Genomic DNA, 21878 nt, shown 5'->3' on the forward strand with positions numbered 1-21878 from the left:
ATTCATCGTAGGGTTGATTCATCGTAGGGTTGATTCATCGTAGGGTTGATTCATCGTAGGGTTGATTCATCGTAGGGTTGATTCATCGTAGGGTTGATTCATCGTAGGGTTGATTCATGAATCAACCCTACCATTAGTATGGGGGGGAGCCGACAATTTTTAACACCTACCCACTTAATTTAGAGATTTTCTGCAACCTCATCGCTATTTTTCCCATTTTTGAACTCTCAAACCCTAATTAGGCCAGCAGTCTCTTGAAACTTAACAATATTAACAGACAAGGATAGGAAAATAATTGCTAGATTGATTTAGGTACAGTCAAATGTAACCGCGAGAACAAGAGAAAAAAGGCGGTTTTGCTAGGTAAAACCGTTAAAAGCCCTAGCTTAATTTCTCGATTCTGACGATTAAATAAATATTAAAACAGCCGATGAATCTAACGAACTTTCCTTGGTTAACTGCCATCATCCTTTTTCCCATCGTCGCCGCTTTATTGGTTCCCATAATTCCCGATAAAGACGGTAAAACCGTGAGATGGTTTGCTCTGACGGTGGGATTAATCGACTTTGCCCTAATTATCTACGCTTTCTATAGCAGTTACGATTTCGCTAATCCCAATCTGCAATTAGTGGAAAGTTACCAATGGTTGCCCGAAATTGACCTAAGATGGTCCTTAGGAGCCGATGGCCTCTCCATGCCTCTGATTATCTTAACGGGATTTATCACCACTCTGGCTATCTTAGCGGCTTGGCCGGTCACTTTTAAACCGAAACTGTTCTACTTCCTGATGCTGTTGATGTACGGGGGACAGATTGCGGTGTTTGCCGTGCAGGATCTGTTACTGTTCTTCCTCGTCTGGGAATTAGAATTGGTCCCCGTCTATCTGATCCTCTCTATTTGGGGCGGTAAACGCCGTCTCTACGCGGCCACCAAATTTATCCTTTACACCGCCGGAGGCTCCCTATTCATCCTTGTAGCGGCGCTGACGATGGCTTTTTATGGCGATACCGTCTCCTTTGACATGGTGACTATTGCTGGTAAAGACTTCCCCCTGAAACTGCAATTATTCCTCTACGCCGGTTTCCTGATTGCCTACGGGGTAAAACTGCCGATTTTCCCCCTCCATACTTGGCTACCGGATGCCCACGGCGAAGCCACTGCCCCCGCCCATATGTTACTAGCGGGAATTTTGCTTAAAATGGGTGGTTATGCGCTCTTACGGATGAATATGGGGATGTTACCCGATGCTCACGCCGTTTTCGCCCCCGTTTTGGTGATTTTAGGGGTAGTTAATATTATCTACGCCGCCTTAACCTCCTTTGCCCAACGCAATCTTAAGCGCAAAATTGCCTATTCTTCCATCTCTCACATGGGATTTGTCCTGATTGGTATGGCTTCCTTTACCGATATTGGCACAAGTGGGGCGATGTTACAGATGATTTCCCACGGACTGATTGGGGCGAGTTTATTCTTTATGGTCGGTTGTACCTACGATCGCACCCATACCCTGATGTTAGACGAGATGGGCGGTGTCGGCAAGAAAATGAAGAAAGTTTTTGCCATGTGGACCACCTGTTCCCTCGCTTCCCTCGCTTTGCCCGGGATGAGCGGTTTTGTGGCGGAATTAATGGTATTTATCGGTTTTGCCACCAGTGATGCCTATAGTCCCACTTTCCGCGTTATTATCGTCTTTTTAGCAGCTATCGGTGTCATTCTCACCCCGATTTATCTCTTGTCCATGTTGCGAGAAATTCTCTACGGGCCGGAAAATAAGGAATTAGAAGAACACCATGCCCTAGTGGACGCGGAACCCCGGGAAGTCTTTATCATCGCTTCTCTATTAGTGCCAATTATCGGTATTGGACTCTATCCCAAAGTGGCTACGACGATTTACGATGCTACTACCAATAAATTAACCGCCCTAGCGCGTAATTCTGTCCCCAGTTTAGTGCAACAGGCAAAGGCAAAAACCCCCAGTTTCTCCCTTTATTCCCTAAAAGCCCCCGAAATCTAAGGATTTATCAGTTATCAGTTACCAGTTACCAGTTATCAGATTTGAGTTTTAAGTGAGCAGTATTAAATCCCACTTTCCGCACTTCTTAACATTCAATTGATAATTTTTACTAATATTAAATCCGGTTATTAAAGAATGATTATTTATTCTCCCTTTTGCCTTTTGCCTCTCCTCATAACTAGCCTGTACTCAATGGATTTAGTATTATTATACTTTTAATTGATTGTGTGATTATTTTAATGCGATCGCTACTGAGTACAGCCTGGAGAATTATTAGAATTAGTCCCCACTGGAGCAATCGCGCCCAAAGAAGATTAGGCGGTCGCAACGCGCTCGCTACGCGAGACCGCAACATGGCAAAATATAGGAGTTTAGCTCATGTCTAACGAAACCGTGACTTATTCCCTAGAAGCTGTTCTAACAAGGATTGAGGGAAAAATAGACTCTCTACAAAGGGATGTTAACAAGCTAGAAATAGGACAATCAGAGTTAAAAGGGGAGATTAAAGCCTTAGGCTTTAAGGTTGAGGGCATCGATAAAAGATTAGAAAAAGTAGAAAATGAACAATCTGTTTTAGTTAAGTCTATTTCTGACTTACAGGGATTTCGGGGGTTAATTTTACCTCTGATTGTTGGGGGAATTAGTGCCGGTATCGGGGCAATAATCACCGTCAGCATCAGATTTTCTCTACTCAGTGGCAACCCATAAATAAGGCGATTGCAACATAGCAAAATATAGGAGTTTAGCTCATGTCTAACGAAACCGTGACTTATTCCCTAGAAGCTGTTCTGACAAGGATTGAGGGGAAAATAGACTCTCTACAAAGAGATGTTAATCAAAAATTCGACAAAATTGATGAACGATTAACCAAAGTAGAAATAGGACAATCGGAGTTAAAAGGGGAAATTAAAGCCTTAGGCTTTAAGATTGAGGGCATCGATAAAAGATTAGAAAAAGTAGAAAATGAACAATCTGTTTTAGTTAAGTCTGTTTCTGACTTACAGGGATTTCGGGGGTTAATTTTACCTCTAATTGTTGGGGGAATTAGTGCCGGTATCGGGGCAATAATCACCGTCAGTATCAGATTTTCTCTGCTCGCTGGCAAACCCTAAATAAGGCGATTATAACATAGCAAAATATAGGAGTTTAGCTCATGTCTAACGAAACCGTGACTTATTCCCTAGAAGCTGTTCTAACAAGGATTGAGGGGAAAATAGACTCTCTACAAAGGGATGTTAACAAGCTAGAGATAGGACAATCGGAGTTAAAAGGGGAGATTAAAGCCCTAGATGAGCGACTAACCACAGAAATTAAAGGATTAACTGCAAGAGTCGCTAATCAGGAATTTACCAATCGAGGGATTCTAATCGCTTTGGTTGTTGCCATTTTAGGAGGGGCAGCCAAACTTTTTGGTTTTCTTCCCAATCCCTAACAGATATCTAATTAGGAAGTTGCCGTTTTCTTGGCTCTTCTAGGTTCTGTGTGATAAGTTTAATTGACATAAGTACCTAAGCAAAATTAATTACACACATCTAACCACCTCTTGCCTCTTGCCTCTTGCCTTTTGCCTTTCTTCACTAGGAAATTAATTTTGCACGACTACTTAGGATCGATCGATCTTTGTGTCCTTTGTGTCTTTGTGGTTCGTTCCACCCCCTCGCTAGGAGAAATGTATCTTAGAATACATTTTACCCACCAAAGCTGGGAGAGCCTTTTCTTTTCACTGATAACTGAAAAATCCCTACCCTACCCAATCACCTCGTGTAAATCCGTCGGTGCGAGATTAGGATAAACCACTTCACCATCTTTAAACCAGATAATGCGTCCGGAATTACGCGCCACATCGGCCTCGTGAGTTACCATGACGATAGTAATGCCACTGTTATTCAATTCCGAGAAAATAGCCATCACCTCTTGGGTAGTTTTCGAGTCTAGCGCCCCCGTCGGTTCATCAGCAAGTAATAATATGGGTTGATTGACAATTGCCCTAGCAATAGCAACGCGCTGCTGTTGTCCCCCCGATAATTGATTGGGTTTATTGTGCAGTCGATTATCCAATTTTACCCTCGTTAAAGCAGCGATCGCTCTTTCCTTTCTTTCTTGGGGAGGAACCCCACCATAAATCATCGGTAACATGACATTTTCCAGCGCACTCATCTGGGGTAAAAGATGGAATTGCTGGAAAACAAAGCCGATTTTACGATTGCGAATCTGGGCTAAATCCCCATCCGGCAGCGTGGAAACGTCGAGATTTTCTAGATAATAGGACCCCAAGGTGGGACGATCAAGACAGCCGATAATATTCATGACCGTGGATTTTCCCGAACCTGAAGCCCCCATAATAGCGCAATATTCCCCTTTTTTTAGGCTTAAATTGATGTTATTGAGGGCTTTAACTATGGTTTCGCCACTGCCGTAGATTTTAGACACATTTTCGAGGCGAATAATTACCGGCTGATAGACTTCGGCTTTATCGTTGCGTTCGCTGAGAGAGGAAGTATCAAAACTCATGAAATAAATTCGTGGGGGCAGGGTGTGGGGTGTAGGGTGTGGAGTGTAGGGTTTTACCGATTTTCAGGGGGTCAATTACCTAATTTTCAGGCAAAAAGTGCCTAAATTTCCCCCCTGATCAATCCAAGGGCTGGCAGTTTTTGATTTCAAACAAGCTTAAAGATATTATCCAACAAGGTTTTTAGATTTATTCAGCCAGCCCTAAATAGAGATAAAACCAATAAATGCAGCTATTCTAACCTGAGCAATTCTCCATTCAAGCAACATCCTTGAGAAAACCGACTAAAGGCAAGAAAACTGGCGCTAAATTCGATCGAGCTACGGCTAAACAGGGATAGGATCGATCACTATAATTTTCCCCCACCTGCAAGGGAAAAATCTTTTCTCCTAAAGAGATAAATACTCCGCCAGCGGCCTGTAGAATTGCCCAAACCGCAGCAATATCCCAGACTTTCGGGGTTGCTTCCACTCCTCCCAAGACAGTGCCATCGGCAACCAAAAGCAGATTATAACTAGCCACTCCTATCATCCGCACTTTGCAGGGAAAGGGGTTTTTAAATACACCTGTACTACGAGCGCAGAGATTAAACAGATGATTTTTGCTGGGAAAATCGTCGCTGGTGTGAATCGGTTGACCATCCCGGTAGGCCCCCTCTGGACCGGTTAAACCCGTCTCACCGTACCAATAACCATAATAGGACTGTTTCAGGCAGGGGAGATAAACAAATCCGAACACGGGAGTCCCCCGGTAGAGAAGTCCTAGGGAAATGCCCCAGATGGGAATACCGCGAGTAAAATTAGTCGTGCCGTCGATTGGATCCACTACCCAAGACCATTCTTGATCCGGGAAAATATGGGTAGTTTCCTCGGTTAAGACTCCATGATCCTGGAAAGTGCGGGCAATTAATGATCGCAATTCGCCATCGGACCAACGGTCGGCAGCCGTCACTAAAGTCCCGTCTGCTTTATTGGTGGCCTGTAATTTGCCAAAATCAGCTACTAGGCGATCGCCCACCTGCTCGGTAGCCTGATAACAAAAGTCTAAAACCTGACTCCAAAAAGTTTCCATAATTTTCTCGTTCGTCTTCTAGTAGAATATTAAATCATTGTCTAAACTTAGGTAGTCGAGATTGAGCGCGGAAGCACACCAGGAGATCAGACTAGCTACCCGTCTAGAAGCGATACTTTACCTAAAAGGGCAGCCTGTCCCCTTAACCGAGATGGTGACGTTGACCAACAGCGATCGCTTGACGGTAGAAGATGCCATGATCGAGTTAATGTCCGATTATGCTCACCGGGATAGTGCCTTGGAAGTGGTGGAAACCCCCCTCGGTTATAGTTTACAATTGCGGTCAGCTTATCAGAATTTGATCGAAGACCTGATCCCGGCCGAATTAGGTACAGGAACTCTCCGCACTTTAGCAGCGATCGCGCTCAAGGGACCGATTTTGCAAGCGGATTTAATCAATTTACGCGGCAGTACGGCCTATCAACAGGTTCAGGACTTGGTAGAACGAGGATTTGTGAGAAAACGCAAGCAAAATGAAGGTAGATCGTACTGGTTAGAAGTAACCGATAAATTTCATCAATATTTCGAGGTTGACAATCTTAGGGAACAGGGTATTCTGGAATCTACCGATCAGGAATAAGGAGAGAGAGGGTGTATTATGGGTAAATATTTCTGATCACTGAGCTAAACTTGAAGAAGATAGGGGGGACTTCGGGCAATCAAGAAGAGCGATTTGTTAACCTAAATCCAATAACCACTACAGCGTGGGAGTTCTGATGACTTTTAATCCTGATTTTTTTCCCTGGGAAACCGAAGAACAAAATGATAACTGTCTGATGCAGTATCTCCAGCAGCAGCATCCTGAAACCCTTGAGAGAATAGCCCAATCGGTCAGTAGCGAAATTAAAGATATTATCTCGCAAAACGTCAAGGGATTGGTGGGAATGTTACCCTCAGAGGATTTTGCGGTACAAATTACCACCGACCGCGAGAATTTGGCTAATCTTCTCGCTTCAGCGATGATGACAGGTTATTTCCTCGGTCAAGTGGAGAAGCGCCATCATTTAGAATCAATTTTGTTAGCTACAGAATCAATTAAATTGGGCAAAAAACCCAAAATAGATTAATCTCGATAGAGACACTTTCATCGGTGTCCCTATCACTTTTTAACCCCCTTTGGCAAAACTCACCATCACCAAAATCGAGAGCAGGATACCGGGGACAAGTAAACCCGCTAATAATCCAAATTCAGTCAGCGTCATAGGAGAATATGCCCAAAATTCCATCACTTTTTACTCTAACCCCCTCTTTTGGCCACCTCAACAAAGCTTAAGGAAAATTTAAAGCCTTTTATCGGTTTTTCTTCTATCAGTTGTCCGACTACACAAACCAAAGAGAGTCTTTTTGATGTTGCCAAGCGGTTTATAAGTAGCTGGTTATAATTAAATTAAAAATGGATTTTAGGTTCGATCCCCCCTGCCCCCCCTTGATAAGGTAGGGTTGATTCATGAATCAACCCTACGCTTGATAAGGGGGGTGTCTGATAATTTTTAACGCCTACCTACTTAATTCTTTTTTCAGCGCTTCGTATAAAGCTGAATAATCGTCCTCTGCTAATCCCATTTCTAAAGCTTTTTCCAGAAGGCTCTGTACTCCTGTTAGGGGAAAAGTGGTTAAATCTAACTTCTCCGATTCCTCTAAAAAGAGATTAACATCTTTGAGTAAATGTTTAGTGGGAAAGTTAGGGTTAGCATAATTTTTCTCTAACATTCTGGTTAATTTTTTGTCAAAAGTAGGCGCATATAAGGCACTTTGACGCAGGATAGTCATGAACTTTTCTAGATCTACTCCTTGCTGGGATAAAAAAGCTAAACTTAAACCAAAAGCACTGGTTAGAGAGGCAATTAATTGATTTAAAGCTAATTTTAACGCCGCAGCGGTTCCCACTTCCCCGATTAACATCGGTTCTTGGCCAAAATTTGCTAATAAATTTGACCATTGATGGAACTGTTTCTCCGTTGCTCCCACCATAACTAAGAGAGTCCCCTTTTTAGCTTCGGGAATACTTCCTAACACGGGTGCTTCTAGATATTCTCCCCCTTTAGCCACAATTTTATCTCGCAGTTGTTTACTTTCAGAAGGGGCAATGGTTCCCATCTGAATAATAGTACGATTATTGAAGTTAGATTGCTCGGAATTTAATCCTAAAACCTCTTGGATAGCGGCGGCATTAGTTAACATTAAAATCAGACAATCTGCCTCTTGAATCACTTGTTCGGGACAGCTAACTGTTTTGGCTCCCAACTGCTGTAAAGCTGTCAATTTTTCTAAGGTGCGATTATAGGCAATAACAGGAATTCTCTGATTTAATAATCTTTCTACCATTGGCGTTCCCATTAATCCCGTTCCCAAAAATCCAACTTTCATAACTTAATTTTCCCTGATTTAGTGATTAGTGTTTACTGGTTTTTATAGCTGTCCAATGACGTTCGGAAGACTGATAAATTTTAACATTTTCTAAGCCTGACTGCTGGATTAAATCGGCGATTTCTGCTAGGGTAAAAGCCGCTCGCAGCGAGTCTTGAAATAGTTGCGCTTGTCGGGGAGAAAAATTAGGATCGATTTCTCTCACCATCCCCTTAATTATTTCCTCGGAATCGGGACGGAATAAATCTCTTAAAAAAATGCCGCCATTCGGTTTTAAAACTCGCTTAATTTCCTGTAAAAAAGGCAAAGGATTTTCGAGATGATGGATTAAACTATTAGAAATAACTAAATCAAATTGCTCGGATTGGTAGGGAAGATTTTTTCCATCAACTTTCTCCAATTTGATCTGTTCTTGACAGTTAGCATTAAGGATATTTTTTTGACCAATTTCTAACATAGAATCGGCCAGATCAATAGCGATAATTTGCCATTGGGGACGTAGTTGACTGAGTATAATCGGAATGCGTGCAGTACCAGTTCCTACATCTAACACTCTAGCATTAATACTGGCTAATTGTACGGCTTCTTTGGCGAAATTAGTATTAACTTCAGTGAAGTCCATGACATCATATTCGAGCGCTTCTTCCCGATCATCCATTACTTCTGGTTCTAAAATTCTTTCCATAGAAAAGCTATCTTTAGGGATTACAATATTCACAATACATCGGATCGGCGTTTTTTTGACCGTTGGGAAAGAGTTTTTCCTCTCGATAATCACACCTTTGACAACCGTATAGTTCCAGTTTAATTAAAGAGGTGGGAAAGTGACATAAACCACAGGGTAAACCCGCTTTTCTTTCGATAATATCAAACCCCGGACAACCACAATTAGGACATAATTGATTAAGTTTTTGAACAAGATTTGCTGTCGCGGCAACAATTGCTTTCATCCGCGTGGGATTGTGCATAGCACGCATATCGGTTTCTAGGTGTACTTTGCCGTTTTTGTCAAGAATATCTTCAACAATTTTAACTAAATTTTTCTGGTCAGTAATTCCCTTAAAAATCTGCTCAGAGTCGAGAGAATTTTTATCAAACATCACCACTAAACCATGACTAGGAAACCCGATTTTTTCGGCAAATTCTAAAGCAGCTGCTAGATTAGTTACAGTTTGGTGAGCGTGATTAGTTTCCGTGACTATTGCTTGACCAATTATTTCTAGATTATGGACTCGATCGAGCAATAAAATCAATTCACGATTACAGGAAACTAGCGGCAAATTGGGATAGGGATAAAAACTACCCTCACTAGCAATTCCGATATCGTATCCCGAAAGCTCGATCGCTTCTTGTGCCTTGCTGCGAGCGGTTTCAATTTGTGTCCCGATGCGCTTAATATCCCGGGTAAAAGTGCCAAAGCGATCGGTATTAAAATTATCGGGTACAATCACCTTAAGACCTATTTTTTCCTCTAAAATCGGTGCAATTACCCGCTCTTTTCCGTGCATAGTCCCTAAAATTGCTATCCGATCTTGAAACATCTTTTCTTGAAACATCTTGATCAAGGAAAAAGTAAAAAACAGCAATCAGCGAAAAGAAAACGGCAATTTCCTACTTAAGACTGTCCACTTAAAACTCACATCTGATAACTGATAACTGATAACTGATAACTGATGGTGGGTTACGGCGAATACTAAATAGGTGGTAAAATATCTAAATTATTGTCGCCTAACCCACCCTACACTAAGTTGCTGGGGTTTTTTCCTGAGCTTGTTGTAATCTTTCTGCTGCTGTTTCCATGACTTCTGCAAAGTTTTCGAGAATTTCGCCGGGGTGCGCTTCCAGGATTTTTGTAGATAGGGAAATGCGATTTTTATATTCGTCAATTTCCGCGACTACCACTTTAATTGCTTGACCAACTTTAAAGAAAGTCATGGGAGAATTAAAAGAGGCTCCTGTCACCTGTTTAGCATGGAGTAATCCCGTCACTCCACCGCAATCGACAAAGACACCGTAGGGTTGTAATTTAACCACGGTGCCACTTAATAATTTACCCACAGCTAATTGACTGATAGCGTTAGCGCGAGCAATTTCTCGCTGAGATAAAACTAACTTATTATTTTCTTGATCGATTTGAATAAAAGTTGCGGTTAAAAGTTGTCCGATCAGGGAATCTAAATCATTTTTTTCGATTAAATGGGAGCGAGGGATAAATCCTTTTAATCCCTCCACTTCCCCCGTTACTCCCCCCTTATTCACCCCCGTGACGCGCATCTGTACTGACTTGCCACTTTCAGAGATTTCCCTGACATTTTCCCAGGCTTTTTGTAGTAATAATTGCCGCAGAGACAGGGTAACTTGTCCTTCCGCGTCCTGTCCACGGGTAATCAGAAAATCGAATTCTGCACCTATGGGTAAAGCTTCGGCAATGGAAGTAACATTTTCCAGGGAAATTTCCCTTAAAGGAATAAAAGCGGAGGATTTGCCGCCAATATCGATGAATGCTCCATCGGAGGTGTGTTGATCGACTCTCCCGCGCACGATCTGCCCTTTTTCAAATTGATAATCGTATTGATCAAGAGCTTTGGCAAAATCGTCCATGGAAAAGGCAGGGTTCGGTGTCATGATAAAAAGAATGGTTACAAGTGTGATTTCGATCTGCTTCCAGTGTAAGCTGAAGCTTGAGGGGTCAGACCATTAAGATTTAAGAAGGCTAAATAACTCTAGCACATGATCCCAGGCAGATTTGGCCGCCTTAGCATTATAACTAGCTCTTTGGTCGCAGAAAAAGCCATGGTCGGCATTTTCATAGCGGAAAACTCGATGGGGGATTTGATAACGGATTAATGCGTTTTCTATCTCATCCACTTGCTTTTGAGGAATACTCGCATCTAACATCCCGAAAAATGCGTAGATTGTCCCCTCGATTTGGGGAGTCACTTTCACTGTCGCTTGGCCACCGCCTGGGGTTCCCGTGGTGATTCCCGCACCGTAAAAAGAGGCACTAACTTTGATATCCTCTAGAGTGGAGACAAGATAAACCACATGACCACCAAAACAAAAACCGATCGTGCCGACACCGGTTTTTTGCACCTGTGGCAAACTATAAAGATAATCGATGGTGGCCTGGATATCGCTGATTAATTCGGCTGCTTTGGTTTGTTCTTTGTACTGACGACCGATTTCGATATCTGCCATACTGTACCCCGTTTCAAAACCGGGAGCAAATCGCTGATAAATGGCAGGAGCGATCGCTATATAGCCTTCTTGGGCGATTCTGCGGGTGATATGGCGAATATGGTCGTTTACGCCGAATATTTCCTGAATCACGATAATTGCTGGATAAATTCCCACTCGATCGGGAATGGCTAAATAGGCATCTATGTCAATATCTTTGTTAGAAATCGTAACAGTTTGCGTATTAATGGTCATAATTTTCTCGGTAAAAAGGCTGTTGGTTTTTTGGTTTCGGGGTTTTAGGGTGTTGGGGTTTTAGTTGAAATTTCCCATTCCCCCATTTCCCCACTTCCCCATTCCCCCATTCCTCAAATCAAAACAAACTTTGCCAAGGCCGCGGCTACCCCATTTAAGTCTACACTGGGGGCAACCCAATCGGCTTGATCCTTAACAGCTTGGGGAGCATTACCCATGGCGACACCGACACCCGCATAGGTGAGCATAGAAACATCATTAAAATTATCACCGATCGCCATGACGTTTTGCGGTTGTAATCCTAGGATATCTTCGGCCAAAAATTGGGTGGCGCTTCCCTTGGTAGCCTCAACGTGGGTAACTTCAAAAAAAGTCGGACTCGATTGGGTAAAGTATAAATCTTGATTTTGATAACGTTGCTGTAAATGCTGCCAAATCTCGGCGATAAATTGCTTATCTTCTCCCATGGCCAGGATTTTAGTAGTTTTGTGGGCAACTTTGCGTAAATCTCCCACTGCTTCGGCAATAATACCCGATCGCTGCCGATAGAATTCCGTTTCCGCGTTTAATTGCCGCACATAAAGCACATCGTCCATATAAAAATTAAGGGAGATTTTCTCTTTCCATTGGGGTTGTTCGAGATAATCTAAAAGATCGATCGCCAAGTCGGGGGAAATGGGGGTATGTCGATGGTGAACTTGGGAAACAGGATCTTGAATCCAAGCGCCATTGTAAGCAATTATAGGTAAAGTCGATTTAAGGCGTTGATGAAAGCGTAAAGCCGAACGGTACATCCTGCCAGTGCCAATAGCGACGGGAATTCCCTTTTTTTGGACGGCCGAGACCGCTTGCACCACAGCCGGATTAACCTGATTGTTATTACCGGCGATCGTTCCATCCACATCGACAACGATTAAGCGAATATCCACAGTCTTTTCCCATTCAACGGTCAACAGTTAATAGTTTGCCACTTCCCCCCTCAAAAAGGGCAAGAATTAAGTAGTCAGTTAACTATCGGGTAAATCTTGGTATTCAGTTAAAGCGTTGATAAAAAAGAAGTCTCCCCAAATTAAACCCGTATCATAGATTTGGCTGGGTCGAATCGATGCGGGATGATGATAACAACCATGACGCAATAGACTCATCTCTGGGGCGGTTTCATCGGGAAAATACTGAAAAGAAGTCAGATTCAAGAGAATATTATCGATCGCCTCTCGATAGGTTCCATAACTAGGATCACTGCTGGGTAAAGCTTTTAATAAGCGAATCATCCCCGCCACAGCGATCGCTGCTGCCGAAGAATCCTTTTCCGTAGCGGCATTTTTTTGCAAGGCATAATCAAAATCCCAAGGGGGAATAAAATCTCCGGCGCGTCTTTGTCCACCAGGCCAACGATCGGGCAAATTTTCCAGATAATAATTAATGGCAGCCTTGGCAATGGTTAACATTTCCGGATCGCCAGTGTAAATATAGGCCGTCGTGGCAGCATAAATAAACCAAGCTTGACCCCGGGACCAAGTGCTATCATCGCGCCAGCCCTGTTTTCCCTCATTAAATAAGAAATTTCTATAGGTGGGAGAGTTGACATTTTGATCAAAATAGCCTCTTTGCCAAGTTCCCGTTTTACCCGGGCGACGATTAGCCCCAAAGGTGCGGCTAATGGTGCGGATGTGGGAAAGGGCCTTTTCTTGCCAATCTTTTGCTTCCTTGGGGTCAGAATTGTGGAGACTTGCCCAGAGCAGTTGTTCTATATTGATCGTATGGTCCATAAAAACCTGCCAATGTTCTTGCTGATCGGTGCGATCGGCCTTGCGTAGCCAGCCAAAAGTCCCGATATCGCTGTGATAACTCCCCTTGCCATCCTGAAAGGGTTGCGCTAGTTGTCTGGCTCCCTGTAAAGTGATCTCTAAAGCTGTCTGTTTTTCCTTGCCCTGTCCCGACTCAACCCAAGGAGCAAAAACCAGTAAATTATTAAGAGCGATGTCTTTGTTCTTTAAACTCGCTTCTTTTAAGGGATCGCTCCATTTTTTCGCAGCAGCCGCCCAAAAGCCGCTATACATAGGGTCTGATTCTAAATCAGCCATTTTCCATAATAAAGCAGGAAAAGCCCCTGCCGCCCAAAAATCGGCGTTTTCTAGCTTCCAAGTGCCGGGGATGGGACTATTGAGCCTCCGTCGCCAATTGAAGAAATTAAAACCCGATGGCTCTGGATTGGTAAGATAGGGATAAACAATGCCAAGATAGGCATAACTATCGAGATAATCGATCGTCGTGGTTAGTTTAATCCTAGCCAGATCGAGACAGAGCTTAATTCTTTGGGCCAGGGGCATTTTGTCGCGTAATTCCGCCGCCGATTCGGGACGATGGATAATCAAGGAGGCCACCGCACCGATCGCCGCCCCCGTACCCATAATAATTAGCGTGCGTCGCTTCAAATTCCTGACTCCTAAGCTGGATAGATGCGAATACGGCGATTCGGTTCCTCTCCGAAGCTATCGGATTGGAGACGGTAATGTTCCACTAATTCGTGCTGCATTTTCCGCACTTTCGCCGATCGCGGCAGTAACTCCACCGGTTGACCGGTAGGAATAACGATTTGTTCCACCGCTAACCTGGCCTCCTCTAAAGCTTCGATCTCGTCATCGCTGCCGCTGCGGGCAAATAAACGCAGGTCGGCACCTTCCTGATTCATCGGGTCATCAATGCCCAAAATCCGCTTTAAACCGCGAGAAATTTGGGGCAGGGTATTGGATTTGATGCCGTGGATGGGAATTTGTCTTACTTTGGCAATTTGACGCAATTTTGACTGATTTTTAACGTGGGAACGCAGGGCCAACACCGCGTCAGCCGCCTGTAAATCTTTGGTCAACACGATCGGCAAATCTAGGGCCTGTACTACCTGTTCGATCGGGGCGCGACTAACCCCGTAGGGATAGACATAAACCGGCCAATCTTCGCCATTGGGACCGGGGACGCGGACTTTTTCCGTTTCCGGTTCTTCCTGCAGCCAAGATTGTTCGAGGAGGCGATCGAAATCGTTTTCCCGGTTGAGAGGTCCCTCCGGGAAACGGGCCACGGGAGTCATCCGGCCATCGGCCCGCCATCCCTTGGGTTTATCCATTTCCGGCAGATAATTGCCGCGCAAAGGGGTCAACTTTTCCGGTTTTGGTTCTTCCTGAGCCACCTGTACTTTCCCCTCCTCGTCCACCCAACGGATTTGGGCAATTGCTTCCCGTCCCCGCAGCAGTTGGTCGATAGTGGTAGATACGTCCTCGTGGATGACCCAGCGCTGACGTTCCAACATTTCGATGGCAATGTCAAAGGTGGGCGGTGCTTTGCGTTCTAAAACGGTTTTCTGAGAACCCCGGCGGCGTGCTTCTTCGTCTCCGAGAGTTACTGCCTGAATTCCCCCGACTAAATCCGATAAAGTCGGGTTTTTAATTAAATTTTCCAGTTGATTGCCGTGGGCGGTTCCCACTAACTGCACCCCGCGTTCGGCGATCGTGCGAGCGGCCAGAGCTTCTAATTCCGTACCGATCTCATCAATCACGATCACCTCTGGCATATGGTTTTCCACCGCTTCGATCATGACTTGATGCTGCAATTCCGGACGGGCCACCTGCATCCGACGAGCGCGACCGATGGCTGGATGGGGAATATCTCCATCCCCGGCGATTTCGTTGGAGGTGTCGATAATCACTACCCGTTTATTGAGATCGTCGGCTAAAACTCGGGCTATTTCCCGGAGAGCGGTGGTTTTCCCTACCCCCGGACGACCGAGCAGCAGTAGGGATTTACCCGTTTCCACTAGGTCGTTAATTAGGGTGATCGTACCGAAAACGGCCCGACCGATACGACAGGTTAAACCGATAATTTCCCCGTCTCGATTGCGAATGGCACTGATGCGGTGCAGGGTGCGTTCAATCCCGGCGCGATTATCGCCGCTAAAACTGCCCACCCTGGCGATCGAATACTGGATTTCTTCTTTTGAGATCGGTTCGTCCCCCAGATCGATCGCCCCATCGGGAAAACGCGCTTCTGGTATGCGTCCCAAATCCATAACTACTTCGATCAGTTGATGCTGCCTCGGGTGTTCCTCGATCTTGCCGCGAATCCGAGCGGGTAGAATTGCCAAGAGTTTGTTTAAGTCGTCGGTCACTGGCATCCGAGAGGAGGGTAGGGTTTCTGGCATTAAATTAATAGTAAGAGGTTTTGGCGATAATTGGCTGTTTTTATTTCCAAGATTTTCTTGGGGTCTAACACATTTATGGGTTAGTTGTCAATTAAAAAAATATTATAGTTTTTTGAACAAGGCTAGGCTTTTAATTGAGCCACGAGAATAGAAGCGGCTTTAAGGGCTTCTTGGTAGGCTTGGGGGTCATTTTCAAGGTTAGGCTGGTCTAAATGCTCTAAAATTGGCAAAATCAATGAACGGGCGTAACTTCCAGATGCAATACCAGCGATTTTTTCTCTCAGTCCCAGTTGCTGTAATTTGGTCACGGTATGGTCATTGGTTCCCCCGGCTAACTGCACAAATCCGGCTAGATTGGCACAGAGGACTTTTTTGGCCATATTAATTGCCGGGTGGGTGGTTCCTTTGCCGATATCGCCGCTCATCGGTCGGCCGTCCGTCTGCCAAATCAGAGGACAGCTTAGGGGTGAAATGGTTTCTCGCAGATCGTGGAGGTAATCAATGATATATTCATCATCTTGGCAACTTATGGCCAGGATTTTTAGGTTTTTACTTACAGGTGCGATCGCTTGCCAGAGTCGAGCAAATTCCTCTCCATGACCGACTTGGGTATGAATTTCGATCGCATCTACTCCCATTTCGATAATTAAGGGGATAATTTCTTCAGGTTGACAGATACGGGATCTTGTCTCGATTATCTGCTCGGGACAAACGGGTAAGCAACGACCGCAACCATAACAGCGCTGTTCAATCACTCCTCCCCCATCAATAGCATAAGCGGGACAGATTTTTTCGCAGGGACGGGGACAATCGACCGGACAGAGTTGCGGGTTAAAGACAGCTTTGCGAAAGTGGGGATCTTCACCGTCATTGAGACTGACCATTAACCAAGGTCGTTGATTGGCAGGGAATCCAGCGATTTTGGCGGCGGTTTCCATGCCTTCGCGGGCCGCAAGGATCACGGCTCGATCGGCAGCCACATCAATACAATCGGCTCCGGCGATAGTATAGGCCAAGGCGAGGTTGCGAATCGTGGGCAAATCTTGGTAACTAGCTCCACAGATGAGCTTGAACCAGTGACCCGCCACTAAGGACTGTAAGGGAGGGGAGTTTTTATCTAGCACTTTTTCATCCTATCGCGCCCAGCCCCTAAATGTCAGCCCTGTGCTGCTCTGATTCTGACTAAAGACTGATTATTGATTCTTCTTGGACGAATGCCATCGGCCTCTACATTGAACTATAAACCCAAACGCTGCTTTTGACGGGCTTTATAGGAAGCTAACAGCCAAATAGAGCCAGAAATCAAAGAAGGAGCAAGGACAAAAAAAGTGGCCATGGTCACGGGATGTTCCCGGGCCCAGACCCAATAAATCATCACGGCAAAAATCAAGCCACAGTAAGCTAGTCCTAGAAAGGGGATGCCAATGACCAAAATGGCGAATCGAGTATCTTTATCCATAAAATATCGGGATGGCAGCGAAAATTTAGCTGATGGGTTTCGCTTACCCCTTTCTTTACTTATAATCTTCTTTCTGGGATTGCTTGGGGAAAAATAAGGTATTTTTTAGAATTAGGCGCTGGTTATTGGGAGGCCTTCCTTGCCGAAACAAAGATTAGATTTATTATTAGTAGCCAAAAATCTCTGTGATTCCCGTCAACAGGCACAGCGATTAATTCGCGCTGGAGAAGTGAAAGTCAATCACCAAATCATCGATAAACCGGCCACAGAAATCGATCGGTCAGCGGCGATCGAGGTTAAGCAGAAACTGCCCTATTTGTCAAGGGGGGGCGAAAAATTAGCCAAGGCCTTAGAATTGTTTGCCATCGATGTCAGCGATCGCATTTGTTTAGATGGCGGCATTTCCACGGGGGGATTTACCGATTGTCTCTTGCAAAAAGGGGCAAAACGGGTTTATGGGGTCGATGTGGGTTATGGACAAGTGGCGTGGAGTTTACGGCAGGATGAACGGGTTATTTTACTAGAAAGAACTAATTTTCGCTATTTAACCCCGGAAAAGTTATACGGACCAGAAAAACCCGCCGATTTAGCAGTTATGGATCTGTCCTTTATTTCTTTGACCAAAGTTTTACCGACCCTGTGGACGCTATTAAATCCACCCCGAGAGGCGATTTTATTGGTCAAACCCCAATTCGAGGTGGGACGGGAAAAAGTCGGCAAAAAAGGGGTAGTTCGCGACCACCAAGACCAAGCGGGGGCGATTTTTCAGGTTTTACAGGCCGCCGCAGTCTTAGGATGGTTCTATCGGGGTTTAACTTGGTCTCCCATTACCGGACCTGCGGGTAACGTCGAGTATCTTCTCTGGTTATCCACCGATATGGGCCAAGTTAGTCCCAGTTTAGCCGCGATCGCAGAAATCACCCAAGCAGCGATCAAACAGTTCTAACCCCGGTATTTTCTCAAGGAAGTGGGGAGAGGGGGAGATTTTCAGAAAACCCTTGACAAATGGCGAGACTTGCTTTAGACTTTATGTATAATGGGAATCCGTGCGCCCATATATATAGGGTTTTTGAGAGAAGATAAGAGAGAAAAAAATAGACTCAAAAATCGGGGTGGGTAGGAAGAGGATAAAGGTATGAAGACGGAAAATTTCTCTCCCCGACAAGGATTAAACAAAGCATTTCTGAGAGTCAAACCAAATCTTTGTCAGGTAGAGAAGTTTCAAGTATTCTTAGATACAAAAACGATGATCGGGGAGTTCAATCTATTGGAAAATGGGAGAGATAACCCGAAAAATTATTGTTAAATCATGTTAAGTCCCGTAGAAACGATTAAAATTCTCGAAAATCATCCCGATCGCACTTTTCCAGCTGGTGAAGTTATTTTTACCGATGGCACGGAGGGCGAGTTAATGTACGGTATTCTTAGCGGAGAAGTGGAGATGTATATCAAGGGACAATTGATAGAAACTCTAGAAAAAGGGGATGTATTCGGAGCAGGAGCGCTCCTGCATGGGGATAAACTGCGAGAATCCACAGCTATTGCCAAAACTGATTGTAAATTAGCCTATCTCAATCAACCGCAGTTTTTATTTGCCGTGCAGGAAACCCCCATGTTTGCGATCGAAGTGTTAAGAAGTTATTCCGATCGCTTTCGCAAGTTAAAAAAAATCTTCACCAGTGAAGCATAGAGGAGCAAAGGAAAGCCATCCCCTGAAAACTATTGACCGAAAGTCTCACCGATAGTTAAACGGGAACCATTGACTAAATCCCCACCAGAACGCGGTGGTTTTCCCGATAATTGCACTTCTTTTAATAATAATAAACCCGCTCCCGTCTGCACTACCGGCCCGAAATTTTTCCAGAGCGCCACGATCGATCCCACTTCTCCGCTTAGATGAGAAAGGTCTTTTGTCTGTAATTCTGGAGGAAGTTGACCGAGATCCTCTAGGGGAATAGTGGCCATCACTTTTAGGGGTTGTCCCCGGAAAGTGGTCAGCGCATTAGGATAAAAACCCCGGACTCGATCGTGAATTGTCCGGCCCGAATCTTGCCAGTGGATTAGATAGTCGGATTTCTCAATTAAAGGAGCATAGGTGGCATCGTCGTTATTTTGAGGAATTGGGGTAATTTCCCCTTGATCGAGCTTAGAGAGGGTTTCTAGGAGCAAATCCGCCCCCATTTGGCCTAGGGTTGCTCCCACCTGTTCGGCATTGTCAAAAAGAGCGATCGGGCTGTAGGCTTTCAGTAACATCGGTCCGGTGTCCATGCCCGCATCCATTAACATGGTGGTAATGCCGGTTTCTTTTTCTCCCCTAGCGATGCACCACTGCACGGGGGCTGCTCCCCGATATTTCGGTAAAATTGAGCCATGAACGTTAATACAGCCTAATCTCGGCATCTCTAGAATTTCTGGGGAGAGAATTTGTCCGTAGGCAACCACCACAAAGGCATCCGCTCGCGATTGTCTGAGAAAATTTAAGGTTTTAGCATTTTTTTTCACACTTTTGGGCTGCAAAACCGGTATTTGCTGTTCTATGGCTATTTGTTTCACCGGTGAGGGGGTTAATTGATTACCCCTTCCCCGGCGCTTGTCCGGTTGGGTAACGACGGCAATCACTTCTATATCGGGATTGGCTAATAATTTTTTTAGGGTGGGAACGGCAAAAGTAGGGGTTCCGAAAAAAACAATACGCATGAGAAAAGGGGTATTTTTCAGTTATCAGTGTGCAGTAATCATTAACGACTAACTATGCCAGACCATTGGATTTTTTTGGCTTTTTCCCGACGATAGGAGAAAAAATGCTCTTCTTGTTGATAGGTACAAAAAGGAGCGATCGCGATTTGTTCATCCCTAATTCCTAACTGTTGTAGTTGATGATAAATCACCCGTCGCACGTCTAAGCGCACTTTCCCTTTTTCCTCGTCAGCAAATAAGGGGGAAGGGGACAGGTTAGATAAATTGGCCAGAATTTGCTCGGGATTGGTTTCTTGAGGGAATAAACTTAAACCCACTTCTGCTGCAACTTCTCCATCGACTTGATAGACTTCCCCAGCAATTGCTGGCCCCAGGGCCAGGACTAAGTTATCTAAACAACTACCTGAGTTTAATAACTGCTTAACTGCTTTGACAACTATCCCCTTAGCGGTCCCTCTCCATCCAGAATGAATCGCCACCCCAACACCAGTAGAGCGATCGCCTATTAGTACGGGCGTACAGTCAGCACTGGCTACCCAAATCCCTTGACCGGAAGCATCGGTGATAATTCCATCCGCTTCGGCTATTTCTGGGTTAGCAATCCCTTGGGGATTTAATAGGCGATCGCCATGTACCTGTTTGACGCGATAAACCGGTACATTTGCCCCTAAAGCACCCGTAAAAGCTTCCGGGGTTTGGGGGTAATAATGACGGGTAAAAAAGCCGTGGGACCAATCCTCTAGGAGATTACAGGTAAGATAGGGCAATCCTTGCCATGTTTGCCATTGCCACAGAGAAGTCTCGGTTAATCCCACATCGATCGCTACATTGGTCACAGTCTAAGCCTCTCTGGCTGCAATAATACCTTATTCTCTCCTATCCTAGTTCTGAGCTTGGCTAAACGGCAACGGAAGATTATTACTTAAAACCCTTGACAAATGGCGAGACTTGCTTTATACTTTTTATATAATGGGAATCCGTGCGCCCATATATATAGGGTTTTTGGGCAAAGATAAGAGAGAAAAAAATAGCCTGAAAAACCGGGTTGGCTAGGGATAGGGATAAAGGTATGAAGACAGAAAATTTCTCTCCCCGACAACCATTAAACAAAGCATTCCTGAGTAGGGATAATTCATGAATTATCCCTACTAAATTGTTGTTACGGTGATTATAAATCCTTTCTACCGAAGTTTTGCCAAAACTCAATTTCCTCCTGACTAGGTTTGACTTGCTGATTTTCGATATCTTGATGCCACTTTAAAGGATTATTAACAATATATTCTCTAATTTTCGTTAAGGAAACCTCATGACGGATAATATGTTCATAATAATTCTTTTGCCAAACCGATTGACCTTGAGTACCACGCAATTGATTAATCAGTTTAGCACTGTTCATTTTAAAATAACCAATCACTTTAGGTAACAACATTTTTCTCCTTTCCTTCAGTAGAGATAATTCATGAATTATCTCTACTCGGTTATCAATAAATATTATCCCATGAATATGATTAGGCATAATTACAAATTCATCTAAAATAACTTCTTTATAACGAGTATCTAAACTATGCCAAATATCCTTAACAACTTGACCAAATTGATTAAGATTCATAACATTATCTTGTATGTCACCTAATAAATTTTCACTATTTTTAATACAAATTGTTACGAAATATGCACTCGATTGAGAATAATCATAGCGAGATAATCTTAAGGAACGACGATGGTGTTTCTCAGAAAAATTATTCATTTATTCATCTCCTTGTCAGGACAATAAATAGGAATCTTATTTTAGTTTTTGGCTATTTAGTAAAATAAGATCAAGCTGAAGATAACAATAATTGTAACTGCTCGGTCTCGCGTAGCGAGCGCGTTGCGAGCGCTTCCTTTAAACTTTCTACCCCTGCAAACTTACTGGCAATTTCCCTCACCTCTTGGGAAGTGGGGAGATTTTCTCAAAACCCTTGACAAATGGCGAGACTTGCTTTAGACTTTTTATATAATGGGAATCCGTGCGCAAATATATATAGGGTTTTTGAGCAAAGATAAGAGAGAAAAAAATAGACTCCAAAATCGGGTTGAGTAGGAAGAGGATAAAGGTATGAAGACAGAAAATTTCTCTCCCCGACAAGCATTAAAC

The 21878-nt window shown here is 44.1% G+C and carries 24 protein-coding genes; 9 read left to right on the forward strand and 15 right to left on the reverse strand.

From position 1 onward, the window contains the following. Positions 1 to 430: 430 nt before the first annotated feature. From ndhD1 to IM450_RS10630, 4 genes are all read left to right on the forward strand, one after another. The gene (ndhD1, locus tag IM450_RS10615; protein ID WP_002768562.1) at positions 431 to 2014 is read left to right on the forward strand and encodes a photosynthetic/respiratory NAD(P)H-quinone oxidoreductase subunit D1; all 1584 of its coding nucleotides are present in this window, start codon (positions 431 to 433) and stop codon (positions 2012 to 2014) included. Between the two features lie 378 nt (positions 2015 to 2392). Next, entirely contained in the window at positions 2393 to 2722 is a 330-nt protein-coding gene (locus IM450_RS10620; protein ID WP_002803299.1) for a hypothetical protein, read from the forward strand. A gap of 41 nt (positions 2723 to 2763) precedes the next feature. Then, a complete protein-coding gene (locus IM450_RS10625) occupies positions 2764 to 3126 on the forward strand; it encodes a DUF4164 family protein (protein ID WP_287668030.1) in 363 nt (120 codons plus the stop codon). Between the two features lie 41 nt (positions 3127 to 3167). Beyond that, positions 3168 to 3446, forward strand: coding sequence for a hypothetical protein (locus IM450_RS10630; RefSeq protein ID WP_002735949.1), 279 nt, complete (start codon positions 3168 to 3170; stop codon positions 3444 to 3446). A 314-nt stretch (positions 3447 to 3760) separates the two neighbouring features. On the opposite strand, the gene IM450_RS10635 is transcribed toward IM450_RS10630, so the two are convergent. After that, positions 3761 to 4525 (reverse strand): ABC transporter ATP-binding protein, encoded by a 765-nt coding sequence (locus IM450_RS10635; RefSeq protein ID WP_287668025.1) that lies wholly within the window; start codon positions 4523 to 4525, stop codon positions 3761 to 3763. A gap of 256 nt (positions 4526 to 4781) precedes the next feature. Continuing rightward, complete coding sequence (locus IM450_RS10640) at positions 4782 to 5594, reverse strand: inositol monophosphatase family protein (protein WP_287668022.1); 813 nt, start codon at positions 5592 to 5594, stop codon at positions 4782 to 4784. A 61-nt stretch (positions 5595 to 5655) separates the two neighbouring features. Here IM450_RS10640 and scpB point away from each other — a divergent pair, with 61 nt between their 5' ends. After that, positions 5656 to 6174 (forward strand): SMC-Scp complex subunit ScpB, encoded by a 519-nt coding sequence (gene scpB, locus IM450_RS10645; protein ID WP_002803303.1) that lies wholly within the window; start codon positions 5656 to 5658, stop codon positions 6172 to 6174. A gap of 136 nt (positions 6175 to 6310) precedes the next feature. Further along, a complete protein-coding gene (locus IM450_RS10650; protein WP_002803308.1) occupies positions 6311 to 6661 on the forward strand; it encodes a DUF760 domain-containing protein in 351 nt (116 codons plus the stop codon). 430 nt (positions 6662 to 7091) lie between these two features. On the opposite strand, the gene IM450_RS10655 is transcribed toward IM450_RS10650, so the two are convergent. The 10 genes from IM450_RS10655 to IM450_RS10700 form a co-directional block, all read right to left on the reverse strand. Further along, a complete protein-coding gene (locus IM450_RS10655; RefSeq protein ID WP_287668019.1) occupies positions 7092 to 7961 on the reverse strand; it encodes an NAD(P)-dependent oxidoreductase in 870 nt (289 codons plus the stop codon). A 25-nt stretch (positions 7962 to 7986) separates the two neighbouring features. After that, on the reverse strand, positions 7987 to 8646 hold the full coding sequence (locus tag IM450_RS10660; protein ID WP_287668017.1) for a class I SAM-dependent methyltransferase: 660 nt from the start codon (positions 8644 to 8646) through the stop codon (positions 7987 to 7989). Between the two features lie 13 nt (positions 8647 to 8659). Continuing rightward, the gene (locus tag IM450_RS10665; protein ID WP_287668015.1) at positions 8660 to 9517 is read right to left on the reverse strand and encodes a DUF6671 family protein; all 858 of its coding nucleotides are present in this window, start codon (positions 9515 to 9517) and stop codon (positions 8660 to 8662) included. 187 nt (positions 9518 to 9704) lie between these two features. Next, complete coding sequence (locus IM450_RS10670) at positions 9705 to 10562, reverse strand: S1 RNA-binding domain-containing protein (protein ID WP_287668033.1); 858 nt, start codon at positions 10560 to 10562, stop codon at positions 9705 to 9707. A gap of 96 nt (positions 10563 to 10658) precedes the next feature. Continuing rightward, entirely contained in the window at positions 10659 to 11393 is a 735-nt protein-coding gene (locus tag IM450_RS10675; protein WP_287668013.1) for a dienelactone hydrolase family protein, read from the reverse strand. A 113-nt stretch (positions 11394 to 11506) separates the two neighbouring features. Continuing rightward, positions 11507 to 12322, reverse strand: a complete 816-nt coding sequence (locus IM450_RS10680; RefSeq protein ID WP_287668011.1) for a Cof-type HAD-IIB family hydrolase — start codon at positions 12320 to 12322, stop codon at positions 11507 to 11509. A 78-nt stretch (positions 12323 to 12400) separates the two neighbouring features. Then, entirely contained in the window at positions 12401 to 13828 is a 1428-nt protein-coding gene (locus tag IM450_RS10685) for a hypothetical protein (protein WP_287668008.1), read from the reverse strand. An 11-nt stretch (positions 13829 to 13839) separates the two neighbouring features. After that, the gene (locus tag IM450_RS10690; protein WP_002803320.1) at positions 13840 to 15585 is read right to left on the reverse strand and encodes a R3H domain-containing nucleic acid-binding protein; all 1746 of its coding nucleotides are present in this window, start codon (positions 15583 to 15585) and stop codon (positions 13840 to 13842) included. 122 nt (positions 15586 to 15707) lie between these two features. After that, positions 15708 to 16709: a circadian clock protein LdpA gene (gene ldpA / locus IM450_RS10695; RefSeq protein WP_287668005.1), complete on the reverse strand. Its 1002-nt coding sequence runs from the start codon at positions 16707 to 16709 to the stop codon at positions 15708 to 15710. Positions 16710 to 16822: 113 nt separating this feature from the next. Then, complete coding sequence (locus IM450_RS10700) at positions 16823 to 17044, reverse strand: hypothetical protein (protein WP_002736250.1); 222 nt, start codon at positions 17042 to 17044, stop codon at positions 16823 to 16825. 139 nt (positions 17045 to 17183) lie between these two features. Between IM450_RS10700 and IM450_RS10705 the strand changes: the two genes are divergently transcribed. The 3 genes from IM450_RS10705 to IM450_RS10715 all read left to right on the forward strand — a co-directional run bounded on the left by IM450_RS10705 (position 17184) and on the right by IM450_RS10715 (position 18734). Then, a complete protein-coding gene (locus IM450_RS10705) occupies positions 17184 to 17990 on the forward strand; it encodes a TlyA family RNA methyltransferase (RefSeq protein WP_287668003.1) in 807 nt (268 codons plus the stop codon). A gap of 189 nt (positions 17991 to 18179) precedes the next feature. Further along, the gene (locus IM450_RS10710) at positions 18180 to 18350 is read left to right on the forward strand and encodes a type II restriction endonuclease (RefSeq protein WP_190357914.1); all 171 of its coding nucleotides are present in this window, start codon (positions 18180 to 18182) and stop codon (positions 18348 to 18350) included. Between the two features lie 3 nt (positions 18351 to 18353). Beyond that, positions 18354 to 18734 carry a cyclic nucleotide-binding domain-containing protein gene (locus tag IM450_RS10715; protein WP_002803323.1) on the forward strand — a complete coding sequence of 127 codons (381 nt, stop codon included), beginning with the start codon at positions 18354 to 18356 and terminating at the stop codon, positions 18732 to 18734. Between the two features lie 29 nt (positions 18735 to 18763). On the opposite strand, the gene fmt is transcribed toward IM450_RS10715, so the two are convergent. From fmt to IM450_RS10730, 3 genes are all read right to left on the reverse strand, one after another. After that, a complete protein-coding gene (gene fmt / locus IM450_RS10720) occupies positions 18764 to 19741 on the reverse strand; it encodes a methionyl-tRNA formyltransferase (RefSeq protein WP_287667992.1) in 978 nt (325 codons plus the stop codon). A 41-nt stretch (positions 19742 to 19782) separates the two neighbouring features. Beyond that, entirely contained in the window at positions 19783 to 20577 is a 795-nt protein-coding gene (gene pgeF / locus IM450_RS10725) for a peptidoglycan editing factor PgeF (RefSeq protein ID WP_287667990.1), read from the reverse strand. A 332-nt stretch (positions 20578 to 20909) separates the two neighbouring features. Further along, the gene (locus tag IM450_RS10730; RefSeq protein ID WP_287667987.1) at positions 20910 to 21488 is read right to left on the reverse strand and encodes a transposase; all 579 of its coding nucleotides are present in this window, start codon (positions 21486 to 21488) and stop codon (positions 20910 to 20912) included. Between the last annotated feature and the right edge of the window lie 390 nt (positions 21489 to 21878).

The sequence above is a fragment of the Microcystis sp. M083S1 genome (genome assembly GCF_020246405.1).
Lineage (GTDB): Bacteria > Cyanobacteriota > Cyanobacteriia > Cyanobacteriales > Microcystaceae > Microcystis > Microcystis aeruginosa_C.

Excerpts from the sequence above, each read along its gene's own strand:
- IM450_RS10650 (WP_002803308.1), top strand. The coding sequence starts at position 6,311 with ATGACTTTTAATCCTGATTTTTTTCCCTGGGAAACCGAAGAACAAAAT.
- fmt (WP_287667992.1), bottom strand. The coding sequence starts at position 19,741 with ATGCGTATTGTTTTTTTCGGAACCCCTACTTTTGCCGTTCCCACCCTA.
- IM450_RS10625 (WP_287668030.1), top strand. The coding sequence starts at position 2,764 with ATGTCTAACGAAACCGTGACTTATTCCCTAGAAGCTGTTCTGACAAGG.
- IM450_RS10730 (WP_287667987.1), bottom strand. The coding sequence starts at position 21,488 with ATGAATAATTTTTCTGAGAAACACCATCGTCGTTCCTTAAGATTATCT.
- IM450_RS10670 (WP_287668033.1), bottom strand. The coding sequence starts at position 10,562 with ATGGACGATTTTGCCAAAGCTCTTGATCAATACGATTATCAATTTGAA.
- IM450_RS10690 (WP_002803320.1), bottom strand. The coding sequence starts at position 15,585 with ATGCCAGAAACCCTACCCTCCTCTCGGATGCCAGTGACCGACGACTTA.
- IM450_RS10640 (WP_287668022.1), bottom strand. The coding sequence starts at position 5,594 with ATGGAAACTTTTTGGAGTCAGGTTTTAGACTTTTGTTATCAGGCTACC.
- IM450_RS10665 (WP_287668015.1), bottom strand. The coding sequence starts at position 9,517 with ATGTTTCAAGAAAAGATGTTTCAAGATCGGATAGCAATTTTAGGGACT.
- IM450_RS10660 (WP_287668017.1), bottom strand. The coding sequence starts at position 8,646 with ATGGAAAGAATTTTAGAACCAGAAGTAATGGATGATCGGGAAGAAGCG.
- IM450_RS10700 (WP_002736250.1), bottom strand. The coding sequence starts at position 17,044 with ATGGATAAAGATACTCGATTCGCCATTTTGGTCATTGGCATCCCCTTT.
- IM450_RS10620 (WP_002803299.1), top strand. The coding sequence starts at position 2,393 with ATGTCTAACGAAACCGTGACTTATTCCCTAGAAGCTGTTCTAACAAGG.
- IM450_RS10630 (WP_002735949.1), top strand. The coding sequence starts at position 3,168 with ATGTCTAACGAAACCGTGACTTATTCCCTAGAAGCTGTTCTAACAAGG.
- IM450_RS10715 (WP_002803323.1), top strand. The coding sequence starts at position 18,354 with ATGTTAAGTCCCGTAGAAACGATTAAAATTCTCGAAAATCATCCCGAT.
- IM450_RS10675 (WP_287668013.1), bottom strand. The coding sequence starts at position 11,393 with ATGACCATTAATACGCAAACTGTTACGATTTCTAACAAAGATATTGAC.
- IM450_RS10710 (WP_190357914.1), top strand. The coding sequence starts at position 18,180 with ATGAAGACGGAAAATTTCTCTCCCCGACAAGGATTAAACAAAGCATTT.
- IM450_RS10655 (WP_287668019.1), bottom strand. The coding sequence starts at position 7,961 with ATGAAAGTTGGATTTTTGGGAACGGGATTAATGGGAACGCCAATGGTA.
- IM450_RS10635 (WP_287668025.1), bottom strand. The coding sequence starts at position 4,525 with ATGAGTTTTGATACTTCCTCTCTCAGCGAACGCAACGATAAAGCCGAA.
- ndhD1 (WP_002768562.1), top strand. The coding sequence starts at position 431 with ATGAATCTAACGAACTTTCCTTGGTTAACTGCCATCATCCTTTTTCCC.